Raw genomic sequence first — 23,798 nt, 5'->3', positions numbered from 1 at the left:
TTTAAATACAGACATCTAACAGAAGTCACTTTATCCGATTAAAGTTATAGGTCAGCCTCATGTTGAAAAATAAAACAATATTTACCATCAGTATTCTTGCGTCAGCGATTGCATTGAGTGCATGCCAGCCTAAACAGACCGAACCTAAACAGGATCAAACACCGGCATCGGAAGCGGTTCAAGCTGAAGTATTAAAATTGGCGGGGGATTCTGAAAAGTTAACTTTAGATTTGCCTGAGTGTGATGGCAATAGTTGTCCTGAAATTTCGATAGAACGTCTTTCCAGTAACCAGGCCTTTATTGATGAATTCATTGACCAGCAAATTTTAAAACAGCTGGATCATATTTTAGATATTTCTCCGAAGTTGGCAAAAGAAAAACAACAGGCAACAACAGCAGAAAATCCGAAAGATTCAAAAGCTCAGGATCAAGCTGCTGAACAGGCCGCATCAGTAGCTATTGAAACGCCAAAGCAAAAACTGGAACAACAAGTTGCACCTTATTTAGTGAATTTCTTGTCCTTGGATAAGGAGTTAAAGGCTTTAAGCGCCAATCACCAAATTAGTTTAATGATCAAGCCGAAAATCTTAAATGCAGATTTGCCTTTAGCGACTGTGGTTTTGAATTCGAGTAGTTATTTGGGTGGGGCACATGGTTCATCATCGCAGCGCTACTATAACTTTGACCTGGAAAAGAAAAAACAGGTTGAGTTGAATGATATTCTGGCGCCAAATCAAAAAGCCGCTTTGGAAAAGAAAGCCCATGAAGTGTTTAAAACTTGGGTGATTGAATCCAAGTTGGCGAATAGTGTTGATGAATATGAACAGGCATGGAAATTCACCTTATCGGATAATTTTTATTTATCCAGCCAAGGTTTGATTTTGCAATATGGCGAATATGAAATTGGCCCTTATGTGGTGGGATTGCCACGTTTGACCATTCCTTATGATCAATTGCAAACTGTGCTGAAGAAACAGTATTTACCTCAGGTTGAAGCGCCGGCAAGTACAGCTACGGCAAATAAAGCTAAATCTTAATGCCTTATCCACTGTTTGATACCCATACCCATTTTGATGTTCCCGATTTTGATCATGATCGGGAGCAACTGGCGCATGCTGCAAAAGCAGTGGGGGTGGAACGGTTAATTTTGATTGGTTTTGTGCAATCCCGCTTTAATGATTTAGTTCAAAGTCAGCATTTTTTAAATCAATTACCGGATGCACCCAAAAGCTATTTAGCTCCAGGTCTGCATCCGGTTTATATCGAACAGCATCAAGCATCTCACCTTGCCGATTTAGAGCGACTTTTAAAAACTGAAGCATGCGTGGCCATTGGTGAAATTGGTTTGGATAGCTTTTTAAAACAGCACAAGCAAGCAGACGCTTTTCAAAAGCAACAAGATTTTTTCTCGGCACAACTTGAATTGGCGCAACAATTTGATAAGCCTGTGTTATTGCATATTCGTAAATCGCATGCTGAAACCTTGTCTATCTTGAAGCAGCATCAATTTAAATTGGGTGGTATTGCGCATGCCTTTAGTGGCGGTATAGAAGAAGCCAAGGCTTTTATTAAACTGGGTTTTAAAATTGGTATCACAGGACAAATTACCAATCCCAATGCCAAGAAATTACATGCCGTGGTTCAGGCGATTAGTGCTGAACATTTGGTCTTGGAAACTGATTGTCCCGATATGACACCTTTATGTTGTCAAAGTTCAACCGAGCAGCGAACCCGCAATACCCCGGTCAATTTACCTTATGTTTTAGCCGGATTGGCACAATCTCTTCATCTTGCACCAGATATTCTTGCCCTACAATTATGGCAAAACTCGCTCAATGCTTTACAGCTTGATGCTTAAAAAATGTTATAAAATAATCTTTTATCCATAAATATTCGTATTTGATTACAGAGTTTGCTATGAATATATTTTGTTGAGTCATCCTGTTTTTATGGAATATTGAAAAGATCCATTTTCTATGGTTAAAACCTGTCTATACTATTTTAAAAATCTAAATGAAAAATAATGAGTGAATTATGCAAAGTAATAACCCCATTTTAACCCGGGTGGAAACCCACAGTGATTATAACCAAACCATGACGGTGCAAGGCGCGATTCAAAAATCTGTGTTATTGACAGTCATTGCTGCTGCAGTAGGTTTGTCTCTGTTTTTTTATAGCTTCATCAGCTTAAATTTATCACTGGCCTATGCGGGTGCAATGGTCGGTGCGATTGGTGGATTGATCTTGGCACTCATCGCTACATTTAAGCCGAATACAGCACCGGTATTGGCGATTCCTTATGCCTTATTTGAAGGTGCCTTTTTAGGGGGAATTTCGGTGATCTTCCAGGTGAAATTTCCAGGCGTACCTTTACAGGCGTTACTGGCAACCTTTATTACCACCTTGGTGATGTTTGCCTTGTATCGCTTTCAAATTATTCGTGCCACAGAAAAATTTAAAGCCGTGGTTTTGTCAGCCTCCATTGCGATCGCAATTGTCTTTGTGGTGCAAATTGTCATGCGTCTGGCATTCGGTTCGAGTATTCCTTACATCTTTGAAAGTAACTGGCTCGGTATTGGCTTTGCTGCATTTGTTGCAGTGATTGCTTCTTTAAACCTGATTCTCGACTTTGACCTGATTGAATCATCAGCTGCACAATACACCCCGAAAGCGATGGAATGGTTGTGTGGTATTGCCTTGTTAGCGACTTTGGTCTGGATGTATTATTCATTCCTGCGTTTGCTCAGTTTGTTACAAGGCGATGATTAATCATCTTAAAAGTAAAATGCATCTAAATAAAAATGCTCCCAGATCGTGGGGGCATTTTTTTATGACTTTTACAGAACATGGTAAAAAAAGGCGCATTATGCAATTTCGCAAATGCTCCAGACTTGGCATTATGCTTGTAAATTATTTTGAGTGAGATTCACATGGCACAAGGACTATTGGCGGGTAAGCGCTTTTTAATCGCAGGTGTTGCAAGTAAGTTATCAATTGCATTTGGTATTGCTCAAGCCTTGCACCGTGAAGGTGCGGAACTCGCATTTACTTATCCAAATGAAAAATTAAAAAAACGTGTTGATGATTTTGCTGAACAATTTGGTTCAACGCTGGTTTTCCCTTGTGACGTGGCAGTTGATGCTGAAATTGACCAGGCTTTTGCAGATTTGGCAAAACATTGGGATGGTCTGGACGGCGTGGTTCATTCAATCGGTTTCGCACCAGCGCATACTTTGGATGGTGACTTTACCGATGTGACCGACCGTGAAGGTTTTAACATTGCCCACGACATTAGTGCATACAGTTTTGTTGCAATGGCACGTGCTGCGAAACCTTTACTTAAAGTTCGCCAAGGTTGCTTGCTGACGTTGACTTACCAAGGTTCTGAACGTGTGATGCCAAACTACAATGTCATGGGGATGGCTAAAGCCTCATTGGAAGCAGGGGTGCGTTATTTAGCGTCAAGCTTGGGTAGCGATGGTATTCGTGTGAATGCCATTTCAGCGGGTCCAATCCGTACATTGGCTGCATCAGGCATTAAATCTTTCCGTAAAATGTTAGATTTAAATGAAAAAGTTGCGCCACTTAAACGTAATGTCACGATTGAAGAAGTGGGTAATGCTGCATTATTCCTATGCTCACCTTGGGCAAATGGTATTACTGGCGAAATTATGTATGTTGATGCTGGCTTCAATACAGTCGGTATGAGCGCAGATTTAATGATGGATGGTGAATAATCATCTGTCAGTTCCCTCTTCCACAGGGAGAGGGTTAGGGTGAGGGAGTTAATAAATAACCTGAATCCTGCTTAAGCCAATCATTCCATGACTTGAATGGTTGGCTTGTTTTGATGACATAATTGGTAAGCACATAAAGAAGCATAAATTCCAGCTAAGTATCCTTCAATGCTTCTCGCTTTACTCGTCACCAAATGATATTTCCCTTTTAACAGGCTGAATAAAGTCTCTATTTTATTGCGTTGTTTTAAGTGATATTCATCTGTATTGGATAAACTAACAGCTTGCATATTCTTTCGGTGATAGGTAATTAAATCAGTACCTTGTGCTTTTAATCTGCTCTTTAATTCCTGACTGATATAGCCACGATCAGCATATAGCTTGGCTTTTAATCCTTCTACCAACCGTTCAACCATTTTAATATCTGCTGTATGCCCATTCGATAAAGCTGTACTGACCATGTCTCCTGACTGATTCATGATTAAATGCAGCTTACAGCCAAAGAACCATCCCATTGAACTTTTACCACGTGTTGCAATCGCTGCTAGAGATTTATGCCGTTGAATGCGCTGATTTTTGCATACAGGTAGTGTCGTCGAATCGATCCATAAATAATGACTCTGACAATCTTTCATCAAGGCAAAATGTAAAGCATGGAGTGCCAATTGATGTGCTCTGATGAGATGAATCATTCGTTGGTAACACGGTAAATATCTAAACAGTTGACTTTGATTTTGCTTTAATGAAAAGAAGAAGGCTTCGAAGTTATTGAAATGAGAGCATTTATACCAAATAGCGATAAATACAATTTCTGAAATTTTCAATTGAGAAGACCGCATTCTCAAACGCTTGTTGTTGTGTTTTAAAAATTGCCAATAGCTTGCTTCAAATTTCTGAAAAAAGTCATCAATGATGCAGAAGAAATATGTAAAATCGAACATGGTAGCTGAAGGCATAGGTGGTGTGGTAACTCCCTAATGGTTTTCAGCCACCTTTTTTTCAAGCTAATTTCTTATCCGCGATTCAGGTTAAATAACCTCTCCCTGACCCTCTCCTCTCAGGAGAGGGAATAAATTGAGAATAAAAAAGACCGCATATGCGGTCTTTTTTATATCAGGTTGGCTTAAATGATTAAGCCTGACCTTCAGCGGCGGCAACTTGAGCACGTTGCATATTCGCTTCGAATTCAGCATCGAAGTTAATTGGGGTAAGCAACAATTGCGGGAAGCTTCCTTTAGTCACCATGTCATTTACCGCTTCGCGTAAGAATGGGAACAGAATATTTGGGCAGTATGCACCCAAGATATAAGGAAGACGTTCTTCTTCAACGCTATCAACCAAGAAGATTCCAGATTGTGTTACATCAACGATGAATGCAGTTTCACCTGCGTTATTCGCTTGAACAACCACTTGTAATGAAACTTCATAATGTGTCGCATCAATTTTTTCTGCAGAAGAAGACAGATTGATATTTAATTCAGGCTGCCATTCTTTGGTAAATACTTGAGCCCCAGGTACTTCAAAAGAAATATCTTTAGTATAAATACGTTCAAGTGCTAATTGTGCTTGAGCTTGTTGTTCACTCATTTTTTAATCCTTAAGATGAGGGTGACTTAATGAAAGTATTAAGCCAATAATTCGTTGAGTTTTCCTTCACGCTCTAAAGCATAAAGTTGATCAAAACCACCGATAAATTGGTCGTTAATAAAAATTTGTGGAACAGTACGGTGATTGGTGCGTTGCATCAGTTCAACACGTACTTCAGGCGCTTCGTTAGATAAATTAATTTCTTTATATGCAACGCCTTTACGCTCAAGAAGTTGTTTTGCGCGAACGCAGTAAGGGCATACAGTCGTTGAATAAATAGTTACTTCAGCCATTAAAATAATCTCCTTAAGCGAATTACTTGCTTTTAATCAGTGGTAAGCCTTGGACTTTCCAGTTGTTGATACCGCCGTCTAAACGGTAGCTATCAGCATGACCCACTTGTTGCAAAGCTGTACCTGCGATTTGACCGAGGTTACAAATAAACACCAGTGGACGATCCGAAGATTTTAACTCTTCAAGATGGCTTGTAATTTGGCTATACGGAATGTTGCGGCTACCGCTGATATGACCTTCACGGAAGTCTTTGGCATCACGTAAATCAATCAGCATGGCATTTTTAGCTTTGACTAAAATACCCAAAGATTGTGGTGAAATCTTACGACCATGGCGTTGTCCTTCTAAAACGAAGAACAAAACGATGAGAACCCCAAGTGTTCCAAACAAGAAGGGGTGATTCCCCATAAATTCCAACCAACGTTCCACAAGTCACCTAAGTACAATTTTAAATTGCGTAGAGTATAGCTCATAAATATGGCGATCAAAATCACCGCTTCAAGGGCTAAGGGTTAAGAAAAACTAATTTTTTTGCTGAGCTTCAGCAATTTCATCGGTTAAACGTAAATAACTGTCTAAACGACGCTGCAAAATTTCACCCGATTGCGCTGCCTGACGCAAAGCACATTGTTTTTCGTGTTTATGGGTACAGTTACGGAACTGGCAATGTCCAAGCAGATTTTCAATTTCAGGAAAACCTTGCTGAACTTTGTCTGGATTCAAATGCCATAAGCCAAATTCGCGAATTCCGGGCGAGTCAATCAGTGCTGCACCTTCACCAAACGCAATTAAACGGGTAGAGGTGGTGGTGTGCTGACCCAGTGCAGAGTTTTCCGAAATGATATTGGTCTTTTGCGCAGCATCAGGAACCATGGCATTAATCAGCGAGCTTTTCCCGACACCGGACTGTCCCACAAAGGCCACAGTTTCACCCGCCAAACGATTGGCTAGTTCCGATAAATCACCACCAGATTGTGTTTGAATGATTTCATAACCTAAGGCCTGATACTCTTGCATAAGGGTCAAGATCAGATCATTTTCTTTAATCAAATCAGATTTATTCAGTACTAACAGTGCAGGAATTTCTGCATCGGCACACGCCACGATATAACGGTCGATTAAGCTGGGAGCGACTTCGGGGAAGGATGCAAACACAATCACAATCAAGCTGACATTAGCGGCGACCGGCTTAACTTTATGGTAGCGGTCAGGACGTGTCAGCAGTGATTGACGTGGATGAATCGCAGTAATAATGCCGAGTCCAGTATTTGGGTCGGCCTGCCATTTGACACGGTCACCGGTGACCAATGCTTCTAAATTGGTACGTGTATGACAGCGCCAGACACTGCCGAGTTCAATCGGCTTCCAAAAAGGTTCTGGTTCACCTGCGAGTACTTCAGGTTTGATCGGATGCTCATCAGGCGTTGATAGGGCTTGAACCTCAAGTTGACGACCATAGTGCTGTACCACCAAGCCTTCTAAATCACTTGAAGTGTCGAGTTCTTCTTGACGTGTTTGATGTTGTTTCTGAATGCGACGTTGCTGCTGTTCAGTTAAACGACGTTTACGAATTAAAGCCATTCATATCCTAAAAAAACCATGAACTAAGGATGTCAAAAATAGCATGAAGCGGGGTGCGAGTTACAGCCAAGATGCAATAAATTTGCTACTATAGCCGTTTTTAAGCCTAATAAGATTGCACATTTATGAGCAGCACTCCTGATACTCGCCTCATTTGGATTGACCTTGAAATGACAGGTCTAGATACAGATAACGACCAAATTATTGAAGTTGCAACAATTGTGACGGATGATAATCTCAATATTTTGGCGGAAGGCCCTGTGCTTGCTGTGCATCAGTCAGATCGCGTATTAAATGCGATGGATGAATGGAATACGCGTCAACATGGACAATCGGGTCTGATTGAACGTGTACGCCGTAGTAAACTCACTGCGCAAGACGCCGAACAACAAACCTTAGAATTCCTGAAAAAATGGGTGACGCCAAAATCATCACCAATGTGTGGTAATTCTATTTGCCAAGACCGTCGTTTCTTGCACCGTTTAATGCCGGAAATGGAACAATTCTTCCATTATCGTAATCTTGACGTATCTTCAGTAAAAGAGTTGGCGAAACGCTGGCGTCCAGAAATTATGAGCGGCTTGAAAAAGAATGCCTCACATTTAGCCATGGATGATATTCGTGATTCGATTGTTGAATTAAAATATTATCGTGAGTATTTCTTTATCATGAATAAAGATTGATCCTATCGGATGAATAAAAAGAGGCGTAAGCCTCTTTTTTTTATCGTTAAAAATTCTCTTTATTTCGTCTTTGATCAGGGCTATTGAATAGACTTAAAGATATAGATTATCGCATTGAGGTGGAATTTGATAAAATGCGCCGGTGTTTTTTAGATACCAGATGACGAATGACTGATCTTCCTGAAGATGATGAATATGAGCGCCGCTTTGCAGGTGTGGAAAAAATTTATGGAGATGAAGCTTTTCGTCAGTATGAACACAGCCATGTCATGGTCATTGGAATTGGCGGTGTCGGTTCTTGGGCCGTCGAAGCTTTAGCACGTACCGGCATTGCTGAGCTGACGATCATTGATATGGATGTGGTTGCTGCATCCAATATTAACCGTCAGTTGCCTGCCATGAGTTCGACCTTGGGACGTGAAAAAATTGAGGTGATGGCAGAGCGTTGTCATTCGATTAATCCACGTATCAAGATCAATCTGGTGGATGATTATTTAACACCCGAGAATGTCAAAGAACTGTTAGAAAACAAACCTGATGTGGTTCTCGATTGCATTGATGATGTCAAAGCCAAATTGGCGTTAATGCTGCATTGCCGATTTAATAAAATTCCATTGATTGTGTCAGGTGGTGCGGGTGGTAAGCTGGATCCCTTAAAAATTCGAGTTGCAGACTTGTCTAAGACAGAACAGGATCCGATGTTGGCAAAATTACGCAGTCAGTTACGTGCCAAGGGGATTTGTAAAAAGCCCAAAGAGAAATTCGGTATTACCTGCGTATATTCGATTGATAATCCATTCTCAAGTGCCGATGTATGCCCAAGTTCCGGCTTACGTTGTGGCGGTTATGGTTCAGCCGTGGTGGTCACTTCAAGTTTTGCCATGGTGGCTGTGTCAGAGGTATTGAAAAAGCTGACAGTTAAAAAAGCGAAAACGGAAGCATCAAAATCATGAGCTAAACCCGAGTCTGTTGATCTTTAAGCTGAGCATTAAATACATTTGAACGCTCCTGTTAAATTTCAGCAGACATTGCTGCTATTCATAAAAATTAAAACATTTGAAGCAGAGACATTTAAGCAAGTTAAAAATAGTTCAGGTATGTGAGCAACTGTAAAATTTATTGCTAATCAGCCTTTAATCAATCTAAAGATAAATTCGACTTCTTAACTCTCTTTATAAGCAAATTCTTTTTCGTTGTTTCTTATGATCTTTAAGCCAATCTTTTATTATTCAAATGTATAAGTTGAGTAAGGTGGGATATCCAAAGTGAAAAATATCACTACTCTAGTAAAGAAGAGAATACACAAAATTAAATAATTTCTTATTTCTAAAGTTTAGCTTCAGGAGAAGAGCAATGACGGATAATCATAATCGCGAAAAATTATGGCAACTAATCAAGGAAGTACGATATGCCATGATCAGTCATACGACTGAAACCCAGGAATTACATTCACAACCGATGACCATGTTGAATTCCGAGAAGACGGAGAAGATAAGCGAAGGTCACAGTCTGTATTTTATCATGAGTGATAGCAATGATCTGGTGAATGCAGTCAATTCAGGGCGTAATAAAATTGGATTATCTTATGCCAAACCCGCTGACGGCATTTATGTCTCGATTAGCGCACATGCCCATATCAGCACAGATGCAACCTTGATTGATAAGATCTGGAATCCGTGGGCTGAGAACTGGTTTGAAGGAAAGGAGGATCCGAGCATACGCATTTTGGTTGCTGAAGCGGTGAGTGCGGAATATTGGAACGTGACCGACAATAAAGTGACTCAACTTTTTAAACTGCTTAAAGGCAGTCTTACTGGTCATGCCGACGGAGTAGAAACGGATCACAAAAAACTAGACTTATAATCCGCTTATCTTTCAGCTTATTTTTAAGGCTAATAAAAACAAAAAATAAGAAGAACATGTATAGATAAGAGACGTGTTCTTCTTTTTATAGCTATTGAGCTGAATTTTTTAGCATCTTTATAAAATTTAAAGTCCAAAATAATAAGCCAACAGACAAATCACGATGGTCAACAAAATCAGTTTAATCACCCCCGATGCACCGACTTTATGTGAAGCAGCTGCTTTGTGGGTTTTTAAATGGGGTGATGTGGGCGAAGTGGCATGTGCACCGTCTAAAGGATTGGCAATTTCTACTTTACTCAGTTTTACAGACTGATAATGATTGGAAACTTTGACAATAAATTTGGCTCTTAAATCATCCAGTTTTTGCGAAAAATGACGCAAGTTGAGTTGTTCTTCAGGACTCAATTCGCTGCCATCAGCATGAAACGGATGTTGCAGTTTGTGCTGAATGTAAGTCGATAAGGCTTCTAAACGATGTAAGGTGGTATGGGCATAATCGGCTTGGTATTCACTTGGTAGTAAAGGCAGATATTTACTTTCAAGCAAAAGTGAGCCATCGGCATTTTCGGTCTCAGCTTGAGGGATGCCGTAATAAGGAAAATCCCGGTTTGCGGGTTCGCTAAAGCCTTGTGCAAATTTGCTGTCAAATAATTCGTTATCGGTATAGGTCTGAATATCATCCCAATTCGGCTGTTGTAAATCGGCATCGATACGTTTTGCAAGCTTGGGATTTAACTCAAAACGCCAAAATGTTTCCTGACGGCATTGTTCCTGTTGGGGTTTAGGCGCTTCATAGTCATTGTCAGCGCTATACCATTCGGGTAATTCTTTACCAAAAATCCATGCGGTTTTTTTGTTATGTTCATGGCTGACAATAAAATGTGGAATCGCGAGTAGCTCTACATTGGCATTCGGATTTTTTTCGTCAGTTAAAAGACTCGAACTATGCAAGCTAATACGGTGACTGCCTTGTTTTTTCAGGCCTTCAAGCCAGATTTGAAAATGTTGCGCCAGTAAATGTTGTGACATGAGATCACGGAAACGCAAGTTATGCTGGTTAAAAATGGAATGCTGGACCCAATGGTTAAAGCTTAAATTCTGGCTGAGATACTCATTACCATACGTTACCAAAGTCAATTGTTGTTTCCAAATTGGATCGAGTGCCATTGTTATTGATCTCATGAATAATGGCTTTATCTTATACTTTTTATAAATCTGGATGCCAATCTAATTTTCCTCTACAGGGAACTTCATCAATACGTTCAAAAACTGTTAGAATATGGGGTTTTATTATATTTTTAAATTGTTGCTTTGAGAGTTACTATGTCACTGGAAGCCCTGACCACTGAAGCGCTCGCTGCGATTGCAGCAGCTCAAGACCTTGCTACACTCGATCAAGTACGAGTGCAATTTACAGGGAAGAAAAGCCAGCTCGCGGAACAATCGAAGGCACTCGGTAAAATGGATCCTGAAGAACGTAAAGTTTTTGGGGCGAAAATTCACGCTGTACGTGAAGCCATTACGGGTGCATTAATGACACGCCAGGCGGAATTACAAAAAGCTGCACTAGAACAAAAACTTGCTAGCGAAATGATCGACATTACCTTGCCAGGTCGTGGTCAAAGTGTGGGGAGTATCCACCCGGTGACTCAAGTGCAAGAACGTATTTGCCAATTCTTTACCAAAGCAGGTTTTACGGTTGCGACAGGTCCTGAAGTTGAAGATGATTATCACAACTTTGAAGCATTGAATATTCCGGGTCATCACCCGGCACGTGCCATGCATGACACGTTCTATTTTGATGTGAACCATTTATTGCGTACCCATACTTCGGGTGTGCAGATCCGTACCATGGAAACTCAACAACCGCCGATTCGCATTGTCTGCCCGGGCCGTGTCTATCGCTGTGACTCGGATCAAACCCATTCGCCAATGTTCCATCAAATTGAAGGCTTATACATTGCGGAAAATACCAGCTTTGCGGAACTGAAAGGTTTGTTGATTAACCTGTTAAATGAATTCTTCGAAAAAGATTTAACTGTACGTTTCCGTCCATCTTACTTCCCGTTCACTGAGCCAAGTGCCGAAGTGGATATTATGGATGAACGCGGTCGTTGGTTAGAAGTTTTAGGTTGCGGTATGGTGCATCCGAACGTGCTTCAAGCAGCGGGCATCGATCCTGAAAAATACAAAGGTTTTGCTTTTGGTCTGGGTGTAGAACGCTTTGCAATGCTTCGCTACGGTGTGAACGACCTGCGTATGTTCTTCCAAAATGATGTGCGTTTCTTACGCCAATTTGCTTAATGGTTTAAATACAGATTTAACAATTTAAAGGTTTATAGAAATCCCCCTAAATCCCCCTTTAAGAAAGGGGGACTTCCACAGTCAAAAATAGATTGCGTGGCTTTCCCCTCTTTTTTTAAAGAGGGGTTAGGGGAGATTAAGGAAATTGAATTTATGAAAATTAGCGAAAATTGGTTACGCACTTGGGTCAACCCAGCTATTGATAGTGAAAAACTGTCTGATCAATTGACTATGCTTGGTCTGGAAGTTGATGAGTTGGCTCCAGCAGCTAAACCATTTACAGGTGTGGTTGTAGGTGAAGTTCTGACTGTAGAACAACATCCTGATGCAGATCGTTTACGTGTAACCACAGTAAATATTGGATCAGGTGAGCCTTTACAAATTGTCTGCGGTGCGCCAAATGTACGCGCAGGTATGAAAGCGCCAGTGGCAACCATTGGTGCAGTATTGCCGGGTGATTTTAAAATCAAGAAAGGCAAGCTTCGTGGTATTGAATCACAAGGGATGCTTTGTGGTGCTTCAGAAATCGATTTAGAAGATAAAATCGATGGTTTGTTAGAGCTTCCAGCAGATGCACCTGTAGGCGTGAACATTCGTGAATACTTAGACCTTGATGACAATGTCATTGATATCAGTATCACGCCAAACCGGGGTGACTGTTTCAGTATTCGTGGTATTGCCCGTGAAATTGGGGTAATCAATCAACTTCCAGTCACTGCACCTGAAATCAAGGAAGTGGCTGCGACCATTTCTGATGAGAAAAAAGTTGTTATCGATACTGAAGGTTGCCCACGCTATTTAGGCCGTGTCATTAAAAACGTCAATACCAAAGCGGCGACACCGGTATGGATGGAGCGTGCGCTTGCTCGTTCAGGCATTCGTCAGCACAGTATCCTGGTCGATATTACCAACTACGTCTTAATTGAATTGGGTCAACCACTTCACGCATTTGATGGCGGCAAGGTTCAAGGTGCAGTACATGTGCGTCAGGCAACGGCTGCTGAGAAACTGGTTCTATTAAACGAACAAGAAGTTGAATTGACTGAAGATGTGATGGTGATTGCAGATGATGCAAAAGCTTTGGCGATTGCCGGCATCATGGGTGGTCTATCTTCATCAGTTACCAATGAAACCACTGAAATCTTCCTTGAATCTGCTTTCTTCGCGCCATTACATATTGCTGGCCGTGCACGTCGTTATGGTTTACATACCGATGCATCGCAGCGTTATGAACGTGGCGTAGATTTTGAATTGCCATTGATGGCCATGAACCGTGCATCTCAGCTGATTGCTGAATTGGCAGGTGGTGAGTTTGGTCCAATTACGGTTGCAGAAAAAACTGAACTTCTACCAAAACGTGATGCAATTGAATTGAATCAAGCTCAAGTAGATCAATTGTTGGGTTATCGCATTGAAAGTGACTTTATTACTGATGCATTACAACGTCTCGGTTGTGTCGTAACGGTAAAAGCACAAGGCGAGTGGAGCGTTGTTCCTCCTTCACACCGTTATGACATGGCCATTTATCAAGACCTGATTGAAGAGGTGGCGCGTATTCACGGCTATGACAATATTCAAATCAGCCTGCCTGTGATCGATGTAAAACTTGCAAAACATCAAGATCAGTTTGAATTGCCTCAACTTCGTCAAACATTGGTAACTTTAGGTTATCAAGAAGCGATCAGCTTTAGCTTTGCCGATGCCAAACTTGAAAAACAATTGAATCCAAATGTTAATCCATTGATGTTGGCAAATCCGATCTCAAGTGAATTGGCTGCGATGCGTTCGACGCTGTTATCAAGCTTGATTCCATGTGTACAGTACAATATCAACCGTCAGCAAAGCCGTGTACGTTTCTTTGAGCTGGGTTTACGTTTTGATTATCAGGATGCAAAAAGCATTCATGATTTAAAACAGATTCCGACTTTGGCTTTAATCGCTGTGGGTGCTAAAACCGCTGAATCTTGGCATGGTAAAGCACAACCGATGGATTTCTTTGATCTTAAAGGTGAAGTTGAGGAAATTTTGACAGCAGGACGTGTTAAAGTGGAATATGTACGTTCAGAGCATAGCTGGTTACATCCTGGACAATCGGCTGAAATTCTAGTTGATGGTCAGTCGATCGGTTACCTGGGGCGCTTACATCCGTCTTTGGAAGATGAACTCGATTTGGGTATGACTTGGGTTGCTGAACTGGACCAAAAGGCTGTTTTGCAAACTTATGTATCTAATTTTACAGAATTATCACGTTTTCCATCAGTAAGACGTGATATTGCGCTTTTAATTAATGATAAGATTAATGTTAGCGAAATTCAGGGACTTATCGAAAAAACGGGTGGAGAGCTGCTAGACTCGACATGGTTATTCGATGTGTACACTGGACAAGGAGTAGAAGAAGGGAAACGCTCACTGGCATTTGCACTTCTCTGGCAGCATCCAAACCGTACATTGGAAGATGCTGAAATTAAATCAGGTATGGATAATATCCTTCAAGTGTTGGAAAACACTTACCAAGCGACATTGAGGGCTTCATGACAGCACTAACAAAAGCAGAAATGGCTGATCATTTAAGTGAGCTCACGAGTTTAAACCGTCGTGAAGCTAAACAAATGGTCGAATTGTTCTTCGATGAGATTAGCCAAGCGCTAATCTCAGGCGAGCAAGTAAAACTTTCGGGGTTCGGTAACTTTGAGTTGCGTGATAAACGTCAACGTCCAGGTCGAAACCCGAAAACGGGTGAAGAAATTCCAATTTCTGCACGCCGTGTAGTCACATTCCGTGCAGGGCAGAAATTCCGCCAGCGCGTAGGAAATGAGCAGATCGATTGATCTGCTTTTTTTATTTTAAAATTTGCGAAACTCTATCACTTGAGTGAGGGGGAAGTAGGTTGATGGCTATGACTGGAAGTAAAGTTGTAGCTGAACATAAGATTGAATAATTTTTATTTTACTGATCTTTATTTTAGCCATAAAAAAAGAGAGCCAAAGGCTCTCTTTTTTTACTTAATAATCGTAAAGATTATTGAGCTTTAGCAGCAGAAGCAGCATCAGTTGCAACAGCAGCAGCATCAACAGCTACAGAAGCAGCAGCTTCAGCAGCAGAAGCAGGAGCAGCTTCAACAGTAGCAGCAGAAGCAGCAGCTTCAGCTTCAGAAGCAGCAGCTACAGCTTCAGAAGCAGCAGCTTCAGCAGCAGGAGCTTCTTCAGTTTTTTTAGCACAACCAACGAAAGCTAAAGTAGTAGCAACTGCAGCAGCAATAGCGATTTTTTTGAATAACATGGCATCACTCTCTAAAATATGAGATTAAAAAAAACCTATGTTAGCCTGTTGAGTGCTTTTATTCTTCCTAATATTTGTTAGGCAGTAACAATGCAAAGGCAGTCTAACTGGTCTGCAAATATGCTATCACTGCATCTTTTGAATTACTACTAGGGAGCAAGCGAAAAATGCAAAAAATCATGAGAAATGAGCAATTTATTAACAGAAAATAACAATCAAGTAGAGGGTTTATATTGGATAAGTACTAAATAACTTGCTAAAAACTATGGTTTTTTTTGTATGAATATTTTAACAATCATAAGCTTGCATAAAAGTTTACAAAGAAAAAGGTCAATTGTAGCGTTATGTAAGTGAAGTCAACCAAATAAAAAGGCTATCGTTATAGATAGCCTTTTATACATAAGATAATAATGAATCGAATTAGCTGGTTGCTTTACGTTTCATTTGATCGAAGAAATCATCATTGGTTTTGGTTTCTTTCATACGGTCAAGCAAGAATTCCATTGCTGCCAATTCATCCATCGGGTGAAGCAGCTTACGCAGAATCCAAACTTTACGTAAGTTATCTTCACTCATGAGACGTTCTTCACGACGTGTGCCTGATTTCTTGATATTCATGGCAGGGAATACGCGTTTTTCAGAAATACGGCGATCAAGGGTAATTTCTTGGTTACCAGTACCTTTGAATTCTTCGTAGATCACGTCATCCATTTTGCTGCCTGTTTCAATTAAGGCAGTAGAAATGATTGTCAGTGAACCACCTTCTTCAATATTACGTGCTGCACCGAAGAAGCGTTTTGGACGTTCAAGTGCATGTGCATCCAAACCACCGGTAAGTACCTTGCCTGATGAAGGAATAACCGTGTTATATGCACGTGCCAAACGGGTGATCGAGTCAAGCAAAATCACAACGTCTTTCTTGTGTTCGACCAAGCGTTTTGCTTTTTCAATCACCATTTCTGCAACTTGAACGTGACGAGCAGGTGCTTCATCAAATGTTGATGCCACCACTTCACCACGAACCGTACGTTCCATTTCAGTTACTTCTTCTGGGCGTTCGTCAATGAGAAGAACGATCAGGAACACTTCAGGGTTGTTACGCACAATCGACTGCGCAATATTTTGTAGCAACATTGTTTTACCGGCTTTAGGCGGTGCAACAATAATTGAACGCTGACCTTTACCAATTGGAGCCACTAAGTCAACCACACGTGCAGTTAAATCTTCCGTGGTACCGTTACCCAGTTCCATCACCAATTGTTCAGTCGGGAACAACGGGGTTAAGTTTTCGAACAAAATTTTGTTACGTGAGTTTTCAGGCGTGTCGTAGTTAATTTGATTAACTTTTAATAAAGCAAAATAGCGTTCGCCTTCTTTTGGTGGGCGAATCGTACCGGTGATGGTGTCACCTGTACGTAGGTTAAAGCGGCGAATTTGAGATGGGCTGACATAAATGTCATCAGGACCTGCAAGATATGAACCTGCTGCAGAGCGGAGGAAACCAAAACCATCAGATAGAATTTCTAGAACACCATCACCAAAAATCTCTTCGCCATTCATTGCATGGCGCTTTAAGATGGCAAAAATGATGTCTTGCTTACGGTTACGAGCCATTCCTTCTAGGCCCATAAACTCGGCAATCTTGATGAGTTCGCCAATCGGTTTTTTCTTGAGTTCAGTTAAATTCATAGGGGGTCAGGTAGAATCAAAATTCTGGAATACAGATGAGGAAAGGGAGCAACATTCAGCCGCGTGCACGCAATAAAAGTAACGTAATTGTATTTGCACAATAACAATTCAGAGGTCTGATTCATTGTTTCGAAGAAAAAAGTGTAAAAACAATTTCTGTTGCCGAGCGGCGATCTTATGTGTTGTGTCTTGTAAGAAAATTGCGGATTGAAAATCCTTTATTCCTTGAACATGCAATATAAGAGAGAATACACGTTTTGTCAATTTATAGACGAAAAAAATACGCTATCCGGAGATAGCGTATCGGATTAAATTGTACTGTTTTTGAATTAGATGTTTTCTTCAATAAATGCAGTCAATTTAGATTTTGGTGCTGCGCCTACTTGCTGAGCGACTACTTCACCATTTTTAAACATCAAAAGTGCAGGAATGTTACGGATGTTGTAATTCACGGCAGTTGCTTCACAAGCAGTCACGTCAACTTTAACAACTTTAACTTTGCCTTCGAATTCTGTAGAGAGTACTTCTAATACAGGTGCAATGGCTTTACATGGTGCACACCAACCTGCCCAGAAATCGACAAGTACAGGAACGTCAGATTGTAAAACGTCAGCTTCAAAGTTTGCATCAGTTGTGTTTACGATATTGCCAGACATGGATATGCTCCAGATAAAATTTTAAGATAGTTCTATATCTATAAGTATTACATAGCCTCGTTTAACTATGTAGTGGGATATGTAGATTTTCAAACATTATATTGAGTTTGTCTAATTGATGCTCACGATATTGATAATCGTGTCATGCAATTGTCAATTATAAAAACATAAAAACTGATTCATTTGAGCTGATAAATGGCTTTTAAATTGGATGCATGTGAATTACTCTAAGCATAATTCTTATAGGTTCGTTGAATAATGTCTGATTTTTTGATTGATGAAGAGTTACTTGCTGCCATCGATATGGGGTCGAACAGTTTTCATCTTGCTATTGCACGTGTAGATCATGGCGAAGTAAAGAAAGTTGCTTCAATGTCAGAAAAAGTACAATTGGCTGCTGGTCTGGATGAAAACAAAAACCTGACTGAAGCCGCACAGCAACGGGGGTTGGCTTGTTTGGCACGCTTTGTCGGACGCTTAAGTTCAGTACAGGCGAACCGGATGCGAATTGTAGCGACCAATGCTTTACGTCAAGCCAAAAATGGTCATGAATTTATCCAAAAAGCTGCGGAAATTTTACCCAAACCGATTGAAATCATTGCCGGTCGTGAAGAAGCGCGTCTGATTTATTTGGGTGTCTCGCATACCATGGCCAATAGTGGTCGTCGTCTGGTGATTGATATTGGTGGTGGTTCAACTGAACTCATTATTGGTGAAGAATTCGAGCCAATTCATACCGAATCTTTGCAAATGGGCTGTGTAGCATTTACTAAAGCTTATTTTAGTGAAGGTGAAATTAATCAGAAAAGTTTTGATAAAGCAGTCGTTGCTGCACGTAAAGAACTTTCAGGTATTGCCAACACTTACAAAACAGCGGGTTGGGATACGGTTGTCGGTTCAAGCGGTACCATTAAAGCCTGTCGTCAAATTACCGTCAATATGGGCTGGAGCGATGAGAAGGAGAACTTGACTCGCGAAGGTCTAGAAAAACTCAAAGAAAAATTACTCAAATTTAAACATATCTCTGAAGTCGATTTTGATGGTTTAAAAGAAGACCGTCGAGCAGTTTTGCCAGCAGGGGTTGCCATTTTATATGCTGTGTTCGATGTACTCGAGTTGGATAAGCTGGTGTATTCCGATGGTGCATTACGCGAAGGGGTGATGTATGACCTGCTGGGGCGTTTCCAGCATGAAGATATTCGTGACCGAAGTGTACAAGCTTTAATGGGACGCTATAACGCAGATCCAAAACAGGCTGAACGGGTGGTGAAATCTGCGCAGTATTTATTTGATGGTGTCGCTAAGGTGCTCAATTTAAACAGTGAAGATAGTGATTTGTTGCGTCGTGCAGCCTATTTACATGAAATTGGCTTAGCGATTAGTCATGCGGGTTATCACCGTCATGGGGCGTATTTATTACAACATTCAGATATTGCCGGCTTCTCGCAAATTGACCAAAACCACCTTTCACACTTAGTTGCACATCATCGTCGCAAGTTACGCAGTGACGGCCGAGTGGATGTGATGAAGGTGGGCGGTAGCAAATTAGTTTACCTAAGTCTATTGCTGCGTTTAGCTGTTTTGCTAAATCATAGTCGTAGCGATGAGATGCTTCCTGCCATTGAATTAAGTGTCGACAATGAGCAACAATGGCAATTAAGCGTTTCTGGCGATGCCAAACAATGGCCTTTGCTTGTAGCAGACTTGCACGATGAACAAGTGCAGTTCAAGCATTGGGATATTGAATTGAATATTCAGTCGGAACAATTTATCTATTAACAAGTTACTGGTTAACAAGCTATTGTTAGTTTTGGGATAATGGTCGACCTATGAAAAATAAAGCTGCTCAATCTAAGGCATGGACAACGGTTCAAATTGCACGTCATCCGGAACGTCCGCAATTTTTGGATTATGTTGGTGAAATCTTCACTGAATTCGATGCTTTACATGGTGATCGGTTGTTTGGTGATGATGGTGCAATGATCGGTGGCTTGGCACGTTTTAATGGTCAGCCAGTCATGATTGTTGGACAACACCGTGGTCGCAGCACTCGTGAAAAATTGCAACACAACTTCGGTATGAGTAATCCTGAAGGCTATCGCAAATCACAGCGTTTGCTGGATATGGCTGAACGATTTAATCTGCCAGTATTTACTTTTATCGATACCATGGGTGCATATCCAGGTGTGGGTGCAGAAGAACGCGGTCAAGCCGAAGCGATTGCCACCAGCCTTGCGCAACTTTCAAGCTTGAAAGTGCCTGTGATTGCAACAGTATTGGGTGAGGGCGGTTCTGGTGGTGCACTGGGTATTGGTGTGGCAGACCGTGTAGTGATGCTGTCTCACAGTATTTATTCAGTGATTTCACCTGAAGGTTGTGCATCCATTTTATGGAAAACAGCGGAAAAAGCGGAACAAGCCAGTGAAGCATTGGCATTGACTGCTGAAAAACTACAAAAAATGGGTATTGTGGAATATGTAGTGGATGAAGGTGAAGGTGCGCATTTGCAACCTGAACAAGTCATGCAAGCTCTTAAAGATGTGTTACAACAGGCTTTAGAAGAATTGCAATCGATGGGTGTGAATGAAAGATGCGAAGCACGTTACCAGCGTTTAATGAAGTTTGGCAGCGACAATTTAGGTCTGGCGTCTTAAATCAAATCCAGTGCTTTCCTTCAGAGAGCACTTTTTTAATTGGATGTAGTGGCGGCATGGATTCCATGCTGCTGCTGCATTTAATGTCTTATTTATATCCTGAAAAAATCCGTGCTATCTATATAGATCACCAGTTGCAAGCAATGAGTGCAGATTGGGGACAGTTCGTATCTGATCAATGTGCTGTGCTGAATGTTCCTTGTATTGTAGAAACAGTCAAGGTGCAAGCGGGCAACCTGGAACATCAGGCACGTAGCGCACGTTATCAAGCCTATTCAAAACATTTAAAATCCAATGAAATTTTAGTTCTGGCGCATCATCAGCAAGATCAGGCCGAAACTTTAATGTTGCGTTTGCTCTCCGGTGCAGGCGTACATGGTCTGGCTGCCATGAAACAGGTCGATGTTCGTGAGCAATTTACGATTTGGCGACCGCTGCTGGAGATCTCACGTGAGCAGATTTGCCAATGGGCAATACAACTCAATGTGCAAAATATTCAAGATCCCACCAATTTAGACACCCATTATGATCGCGCCTGGTGCCGTCATGAATTATGGTCAGTGCTGCAAAACCGTTATCCTAAAATGCAACAGGCACTCAGTCGCACCAGCTATTTAATGCAAGATGCTGACGAAATTCTGCAAGAAGTATTACAACAAGATTTAGCATTTTGCGGATCAGCAACAAAACTTGATTTAAAAAAATTATGCCAATTATCAAACGCGCGTCAAAGACAACTGTTATCCGCCTGGATGAAAGGACAGGATACTTATCGACCAAGTTTTGAAATGGTGGAACGCGTATTGCACGAAGTGATTGAATCCAAGTCCGATGCACAGGCCGCATTGCACTGGAACCAATATTATTATGTGCGTTATCAGCAAAAACTTTATCGTTTAAGTCCTGAAGAATATCTGGCTGAAAAAAATCAAAGCCATATTTCCGAACAAACCGTCTGTCTGGAATTAGGTCAAAAAGTGAAAGTCCTTTCAGGAGAGTATCTTGCTGAACCAGAAAAAATAGGTTTATCAGCATCATTGCTAGCTAAAAAACTGAATTTGGTGATGCGCCAAGGTGGAGAAAAAGTTCATTTGTATGGACGAGTGGGGGCTTGGCCGTTAAAAAAAGCCATTCAGGAAGCACAAATTTTTCCTTGGCAGCGTTATAGAATTCAAATATTAAGCATAGATAATGTTATGCTTGGTGTTTTTACACCGAAAGGGTTTTGGTTGGCTCAATCTGAATATTGTGAAGTCGGTGGTTGGCAACCAAATTTGATCTCTTAGTTAAAAAATTCTAATTCGAGTATGATTCATGAATGCAGCTTTAAATTGTAATATTTGTTTTATTGGTGGCGGTAATATGGCTCAAGCCTTAATTGGCGGACTTATTTCGCGTGGTTTGCCGCCAACACGTATTACAGTTTCTGATCCGGTGGAAAAAGTCCGTCTTTTATTAGAAGAAAAAGATGTGCATGTCACCGATGACAGTATTGCTGCCATTCGTGATGCCGATATCGTACTTTTTGCGGTGAAGCCACAAGTGTTGGCCAGCGTATTAAAACCACTTAAAGGTTTATTTGACGGCAAATTGGTGATGTCGATTGTTGCAGGGGCAGAAATTGCAACCATCGCAAATCTGTTAGACACTGATCGAATTGTTCGTGTTATGCCGAACACGCCTGCTTTGGTACAAACTGGGGCACATGGTTTGTATGCAAATGACGCGGTTAATGCAAAAGATCGTGAGCTTGCAAGCCAGGTTTTAGCAGCAACCGGTTTAACCCTTTGGGTAAATTCAGAAGCGCAGATTGATGCAGTGACTGCCGTGTCTGGTTCTGGTCCAGCCTATTTCTTCTATATGATGGAAAGCATGATTCGTGCAGGGAAAAACTTGGGCTTAGATGAGAAAGTGGCAACAGCCCTGACTTTACAAACGGCTTTAGGTGCTGCACAAATGGCAATCACCAGTGCAAACACACCTGCTGAGTTGCGTAAAAATGTGACTTCTCCAAACGGTACAACACAGGCTGCACTCGAAGTATTTGATCGTGCACACATCTCTCAAAATATTCAGGCCGCTTTGGCTGCAGCTCAAAAGCGCAGTCAAGAACTTGCTCAAGAGCTAAGTGAAAGTAGCAAATAACTCGTTTTTATTTAGGAAAGTTCCAGTATGGGTGCAAACTCTGCGCTAATTTTTGGCATTATCATTAACGTAGCGATTTTGCTCGTGTTCTTCCGTTTTCTCATGCAGTTGGCAGCGGTGAATGCTTATAATCCAGTGGTCATGTCTACGGTAAAAGCCACGAAAATCGTTGATGTTTTTGGTCGTATTTTTCCCACTGTAGCAAAAGGTCGTGTCAATTTAGCGGCCTTGGCATTGGTGGTACTGTTATATTTACTCAAGATTTTTGGGGTGATGTACCTTTCAGGTGCCATGCCGAATAGTCCTGTGCATTTGGTGATTTTGACTTTTGTCACCATGATTCAGGACTTGATCCGTTTCTGTCGTTATTTAATTTTTGCGACGATTATTTTAAGTTGGGTAGTGATGTTTACACAGTCACGTTCACCTTATATTGAAGTGATTCAAGAACTGGCAGAACCACTTCTTGCACCATTCCGTCGTATTTTGCCGAATATGGGGATGATTGATTTATCTCCAATCATTGCATTTTTGACTTTGTATATTGCTGAAATCATCATGAATCAAGTGGCGATTGTGCTTTTGACTGGACTATAACATTCAAGTAGTAAAAAAGGACTCTATGGAGTCCTTTTTTATTGTGAAATAAAATACTTTTAAATCAGGATATTGGTGAATGAATAGCGAACTTGAACCTCAATTTATGCTTATTGATCATGAAGCTGATGCATATTTGGCAACCATAAAAATCGCAAGAGAATCATTGAATATTTTTAAAGAAAATTTAGAAAAAGTATCTGAATGTGATTTTGCATGCGTCAAATTTTATATTCCAGTCAGCCTTGATTCCGAAGAGGGTGCGAATATCTGGCTGATGACGCCATTTTTTGAAGATCACTTTTGCTTTGCACGTCCTTTTGAATTGCCAGAAGAATTTACATGGATTCAGATTGGACAGTGGCTGAAATTCAGTGAGTTTGATCTTTTGGATTGGTATATTTTAAAGCAGAATGGGGAAATGATAGGAGGATATTCATTACGCCATCAGCGTTCCAAGCTTTCTGCAGAACAGCAGGTAGAATTTGATCAGCGTGTAGGAGTAACCCGATTTATTGATTTATAATCTTTTTCTATGATGAAATAAAAATATATTTGATTGAATAAAAAGGATTTTTTACGATATATCGTGTATGTAGTTTAAATGGAAAAGTTCTTCAAGTTGATTAAAGAACTTCTCTCTTTTGGATTGAAAATACATTTTGAGGAGGCTCATCATCTATAAAGATGAAAAATTAATTTCCCCGAACCCCTCTTTATAAAAGA

The 23,798-nt window shown here is 40.9% G+C and carries 25 protein-coding genes; 16 read left to right on the top strand and 9 right to left on the bottom strand.

The annotated features are described in order from the left end of the window. Positions 1 to 59: 59 nt before the first annotated feature. From HLH16_RS02600 to HLH16_RS02585, 4 genes are all read left to right on the top strand, one after another. Positions 60 to 1,037 carry an RsiV family protein gene (locus tag HLH16_RS02600; protein ID WP_171528126.1) on the top strand — a complete coding sequence of 326 codons (978 nt, stop codon included), beginning with the start codon at positions 60 to 62 and terminating at the stop codon, positions 1,035 to 1,037. After that, positions 1,037 to 1,858 carry a TatD family hydrolase gene (locus HLH16_RS02595; RefSeq protein WP_171528125.1) on the top strand — a complete coding sequence of 274 codons (822 nt, stop codon included), beginning with the start codon at positions 1,037 to 1,039 and terminating at the stop codon, positions 1,856 to 1,858. The genes HLH16_RS02600 and HLH16_RS02595 overlap by 1 nt, the downstream gene beginning before the upstream one ends. A 176-nt stretch (positions 1,859 to 2,034) precedes the next feature. Further along, complete coding sequence (locus tag HLH16_RS02590; protein WP_171528124.1) at positions 2,035 to 2,769, top strand: Bax inhibitor-1/YccA family protein; 735 nt, start codon at positions 2,035 to 2,037, stop codon at positions 2,767 to 2,769. Positions 2,770 to 2,930: 161 nt separating this feature from the next. Further along, positions 2,931 to 3,737 (top strand): enoyl-ACP reductase FabI, encoded by an 807-nt coding sequence (locus HLH16_RS02585; protein ID WP_131290296.1) that lies wholly within the window; start codon positions 2,931 to 2,933, stop codon positions 3,735 to 3,737. An 80-nt stretch (positions 3,738 to 3,817) separates the two neighbouring features. Here HLH16_RS02585 and HLH16_RS02580 read toward each other — a convergent pair whose 3' ends face one another. The 5 genes from HLH16_RS02580 to rsgA form a co-directional block, all read right to left on the bottom strand. Then, entirely contained in the window at positions 3,818 to 4,678 is an 861-nt protein-coding gene (locus HLH16_RS02580) for an IS982 family transposase (RefSeq protein ID WP_171528123.1), read from the bottom strand. A 190-nt stretch (positions 4,679 to 4,868) separates the two neighbouring features. Next, complete coding sequence (gene secB / locus HLH16_RS02575) at positions 4,869 to 5,324, bottom strand: protein-export chaperone SecB (protein WP_131290293.1); 456 nt, start codon at positions 5,322 to 5,324, stop codon at positions 4,869 to 4,871. Between the two features lie 38 nt (positions 5,325 to 5,362). Next, on the bottom strand, positions 5,363 to 5,617 hold the full coding sequence (grxC, locus tag HLH16_RS02570) for a glutaredoxin 3 (protein WP_086175788.1): 255 nt from the start codon (positions 5,615 to 5,617) through the stop codon (positions 5,363 to 5,365). A gap of 22 nt (positions 5,618 to 5,639) precedes the next feature. Further along, positions 5,640 to 6,047: a rhodanese-like domain-containing protein gene (locus HLH16_RS02565; protein WP_131290290.1), complete on the bottom strand. Its 408-nt coding sequence runs from the start codon at positions 6,045 to 6,047 to the stop codon at positions 5,640 to 5,642. A 93-nt stretch (positions 6,048 to 6,140) separates the two neighbouring features. After that, the gene (gene rsgA / locus HLH16_RS02560) at positions 6,141 to 7,199 is read right to left on the bottom strand and encodes a small ribosomal subunit biogenesis GTPase RsgA (protein ID WP_171528122.1); all 1,059 of its coding nucleotides are present in this window, start codon (positions 7,197 to 7,199) and stop codon (positions 6,141 to 6,143) included. Positions 7,200 to 7,324: 125 nt separating this feature from the next. Between rsgA and orn the strand changes: the two genes are divergently transcribed. The 3 genes from orn (at position 7,325) to HLH16_RS02545 (ending at position 9,745) form a co-directional block, all read left to right on the top strand. Continuing rightward, entirely contained in the window at positions 7,325 to 7,882 is a 558-nt protein-coding gene (gene orn, locus HLH16_RS02555; RefSeq protein WP_131290284.1) for an oligoribonuclease, read from the top strand. A gap of 167 nt (positions 7,883 to 8,049) precedes the next feature. Further along, a complete protein-coding gene (locus tag HLH16_RS02550) occupies positions 8,050 to 8,835 on the top strand; it encodes a tRNA threonylcarbamoyladenosine dehydratase (RefSeq protein ID WP_171528121.1) in 786 nt (261 codons plus the stop codon). Between the two features lie 400 nt (positions 8,836 to 9,235). Next, on the top strand, positions 9,236 to 9,745 hold the full coding sequence (locus tag HLH16_RS02545) for a pyridoxamine 5'-phosphate oxidase family protein (protein WP_171528120.1): 510 nt from the start codon (positions 9,236 to 9,238) through the stop codon (positions 9,743 to 9,745). A gap of 126 nt (positions 9,746 to 9,871) precedes the next feature. Here HLH16_RS02545 and HLH16_RS02540 read toward each other — a convergent pair whose 3' ends face one another. Continuing rightward, on the bottom strand, positions 9,872 to 10,915 hold the full coding sequence (locus tag HLH16_RS02540) for a hypothetical protein (RefSeq protein WP_171528119.1): 1,044 nt from the start codon (positions 10,913 to 10,915) through the stop codon (positions 9,872 to 9,874). Between the two features lie 156 nt (positions 10,916 to 11,071). Between HLH16_RS02540 and pheS the strand changes: the two genes are divergently transcribed. The 3 genes from pheS to HLH16_RS02525 all read left to right on the top strand — a co-directional run bounded on the left by pheS (position 11,072) and on the right by HLH16_RS02525 (position 14,880). After that, on the top strand, positions 11,072 to 12,052 hold the full coding sequence (pheS, locus tag HLH16_RS02535) for a phenylalanine--tRNA ligase subunit alpha (RefSeq protein ID WP_171528118.1): 981 nt from the start codon (positions 11,072 to 11,074) through the stop codon (positions 12,050 to 12,052). Between the two features lie 153 nt (positions 12,053 to 12,205). Continuing rightward, positions 12,206 to 14,587 carry a phenylalanine--tRNA ligase subunit beta gene (pheT, locus tag HLH16_RS02530; protein ID WP_171528117.1) on the top strand — a complete coding sequence of 794 codons (2,382 nt, stop codon included), beginning with the start codon at positions 12,206 to 12,208 and terminating at the stop codon, positions 14,585 to 14,587. After that, positions 14,584 to 14,880 carry an integration host factor subunit alpha gene (locus tag HLH16_RS02525; RefSeq protein WP_004649746.1) on the top strand — a complete coding sequence of 99 codons (297 nt, stop codon included), beginning with the start codon at positions 14,584 to 14,586 and terminating at the stop codon, positions 14,878 to 14,880. The genes pheT and HLH16_RS02525 overlap by 4 nt, the downstream gene beginning before the upstream one ends. Before the next feature lie 190 nt (positions 14,881 to 15,070). Here the strand turns inward: HLH16_RS02525 and HLH16_RS02520 are convergent, their stop codons facing one another. The 3 genes from HLH16_RS02520 to trxA all read right to left on the bottom strand — a co-directional run bounded on the left by HLH16_RS02520 (position 15,071) and on the right by trxA (position 17,676). Then, on the bottom strand, positions 15,071 to 15,331 hold the full coding sequence (locus HLH16_RS02520) for a hypothetical protein (protein ID WP_131290270.1): 261 nt from the start codon (positions 15,329 to 15,331) through the stop codon (positions 15,071 to 15,073). Between the two features lie 420 nt (positions 15,332 to 15,751). After that, entirely contained in the window at positions 15,752 to 17,020 is a 1,269-nt protein-coding gene (gene rho, locus HLH16_RS02515) for a transcription termination factor Rho (protein ID WP_131290267.1), read from the bottom strand. A 329-nt stretch (positions 17,021 to 17,349) separates the two neighbouring features. Continuing rightward, a complete protein-coding gene (gene trxA / locus HLH16_RS02510) occupies positions 17,350 to 17,676 on the bottom strand; it encodes a thioredoxin (protein ID WP_086175779.1) in 327 nt (108 codons plus the stop codon). A gap of 258 nt (positions 17,677 to 17,934) precedes the next feature. Here trxA and ppx point away from each other — a divergent pair, with 258 nt between their 5' ends. The 6 genes from ppx (at position 17,935) to HLH16_RS02480 (ending at position 23,598) form a co-directional block, all read left to right on the top strand. Beyond that, positions 17,935 to 19,455: an exopolyphosphatase gene (gene ppx / locus HLH16_RS02505; protein ID WP_171528116.1), complete on the top strand. Its 1,521-nt coding sequence runs from the start codon at positions 17,935 to 17,937 to the stop codon at positions 19,453 to 19,455. A gap of 50 nt (positions 19,456 to 19,505) precedes the next feature. Further along, a complete protein-coding gene (locus HLH16_RS02500; RefSeq protein ID WP_171528115.1) occupies positions 19,506 to 20,330 on the top strand; it encodes an acetyl-CoA carboxylase carboxyltransferase subunit alpha in 825 nt (274 codons plus the stop codon). Continuing rightward, entirely contained in the window at positions 20,267 to 21,616 is a 1,350-nt protein-coding gene (gene tilS / locus HLH16_RS02495) for a tRNA lysidine(34) synthetase TilS (RefSeq protein WP_171528114.1), read from the top strand. The genes HLH16_RS02500 and tilS overlap by 64 nt, the downstream gene beginning before the upstream one ends. A 28-nt stretch (positions 21,617 to 21,644) precedes the next feature. Beyond that, complete coding sequence (gene proC, locus HLH16_RS02490) at positions 21,645 to 22,475, top strand: pyrroline-5-carboxylate reductase (RefSeq protein ID WP_171528113.1); 831 nt, start codon at positions 21,645 to 21,647, stop codon at positions 22,473 to 22,475. A 27-nt stretch (positions 22,476 to 22,502) separates the two neighbouring features. Next, positions 22,503 to 23,072: a YggT family protein gene (locus HLH16_RS02485; protein ID WP_067721822.1), complete on the top strand. Its 570-nt coding sequence runs from the start codon at positions 22,503 to 22,505 to the stop codon at positions 23,070 to 23,072. 79 nt (positions 23,073 to 23,151) lie between these two features. Continuing rightward, positions 23,152 to 23,598, top strand: coding sequence for a DUF2314 domain-containing protein (locus HLH16_RS02480; protein WP_171528112.1), 447 nt, complete (start codon positions 23,152 to 23,154; stop codon positions 23,596 to 23,598). Positions 23,599 to 23,798 lie beyond the last annotated feature (200 nt).

It is taken from the genome of Acinetobacter sp. ANC 5378 (assembly GCF_013004315.1).
In the GTDB taxonomy this organism is placed as follows: Bacteria; Pseudomonadota; Gammaproteobacteria; order Pseudomonadales; family Moraxellaceae; genus Acinetobacter.
Note: the sequence above shows the minus strand (reverse complement) of the source record. Positions and strands in the feature narration are given on the sequence as shown.

Bases quoted from the DNA above. Each gene is read 5' to 3' on its own strand.
- ppx (WP_171528116.1), top strand. From the start codon at position 17,935: ATGTCTGATTTTTTGATTGATGAAGAGTTACTTGCTGCCATCGATATG.
- secB (WP_131290293.1), bottom strand. From the start codon at position 5,324: ATGAGTGAACAACAAGCTCAAGCACAATTAGCACTTGAACGTATTTAT.
- rho (WP_131290267.1), bottom strand. From the start codon at position 17,020: ATGAATTTAACTGAACTCAAGAAAAAACCGATTGGCGAACTCATCAAG.
- HLH16_RS02520 (WP_131290270.1), bottom strand. From the start codon at position 15,331: ATGTTATTCAAAAAAATCGCTATTGCTGCTGCAGTTGCTACTACTTTA.
- HLH16_RS02590 (WP_171528124.1), top strand. From the start codon at position 2,035: ATGCAAAGTAATAACCCCATTTTAACCCGGGTGGAAACCCACAGTGAT.
- HLH16_RS02540 (WP_171528119.1), bottom strand. From the start codon at position 10,915: ATGGCACTCGATCCAATTTGGAAACAACAATTGACTTTGGTAACGTAT.
- HLH16_RS02500 (WP_171528115.1), top strand. From the start codon at position 19,506: ATGAAAAATAAAGCTGCTCAATCTAAGGCATGGACAACGGTTCAAATT.
- trxA (WP_086175779.1), bottom strand. From the start codon at position 17,676: ATGTCTGGCAATATCGTAAACACAACTGATGCAAACTTTGAAGCTGAC.
- proC (WP_171528113.1), top strand. From the start codon at position 21,645: ATGAATGCAGCTTTAAATTGTAATATTTGTTTTATTGGTGGCGGTAAT.
- tilS (WP_171528114.1), top strand. From the start codon at position 20,267: ATGCGAAGCACGTTACCAGCGTTTAATGAAGTTTGGCAGCGACAATTT.
- HLH16_RS02550 (WP_171528121.1), top strand. From the start codon at position 8,050: ATGACTGATCTTCCTGAAGATGATGAATATGAGCGCCGCTTTGCAGGT.
- grxC (WP_086175788.1), bottom strand. From the start codon at position 5,617: ATGGCTGAAGTAACTATTTATTCAACGACTGTATGCCCTTACTGCGTT.
- HLH16_RS02545 (WP_171528120.1), top strand. From the start codon at position 9,236: ATGACGGATAATCATAATCGCGAAAAATTATGGCAACTAATCAAGGAA.
- orn (WP_131290284.1), top strand. From the start codon at position 7,325: ATGAGCAGCACTCCTGATACTCGCCTCATTTGGATTGACCTTGAAATG.
- HLH16_RS02480 (WP_171528112.1), top strand. From the start codon at position 23,152: ATGAATAGCGAACTTGAACCTCAATTTATGCTTATTGATCATGAAGCT.
- HLH16_RS02585 (WP_131290296.1), top strand. From the start codon at position 2,931: ATGGCACAAGGACTATTGGCGGGTAAGCGCTTTTTAATCGCAGGTGTT.
- HLH16_RS02525 (WP_004649746.1), top strand. From the start codon at position 14,584: ATGACAGCACTAACAAAAGCAGAAATGGCTGATCATTTAAGTGAGCTC.
- rsgA (WP_171528122.1), bottom strand. From the start codon at position 7,199: ATGGCTTTAATTCGTAAACGTCGTTTAACTGAACAGCAGCAACGTCGC.
- HLH16_RS02485 (WP_067721822.1), top strand. From the start codon at position 22,503: ATGGGTGCAAACTCTGCGCTAATTTTTGGCATTATCATTAACGTAGCG.
- pheT (WP_171528117.1), top strand. From the start codon at position 12,206: ATGAAAATTAGCGAAAATTGGTTACGCACTTGGGTCAACCCAGCTATT.
- HLH16_RS02580 (WP_171528123.1), bottom strand. From the start codon at position 4,678: ATGTTCGATTTTACATATTTCTTCTGCATCATTGATGACTTTTTTCAG.
- HLH16_RS02595 (WP_171528125.1), top strand. From the start codon at position 1,037: ATGCCTTATCCACTGTTTGATACCCATACCCATTTTGATGTTCCCGAT.
- HLH16_RS02600 (WP_171528126.1), top strand. From the start codon at position 60: ATGTTGAAAAATAAAACAATATTTACCATCAGTATTCTTGCGTCAGCG.
- pheS (WP_171528118.1), top strand. From the start codon at position 11,072: ATGTCACTGGAAGCCCTGACCACTGAAGCGCTCGCTGCGATTGCAGCA.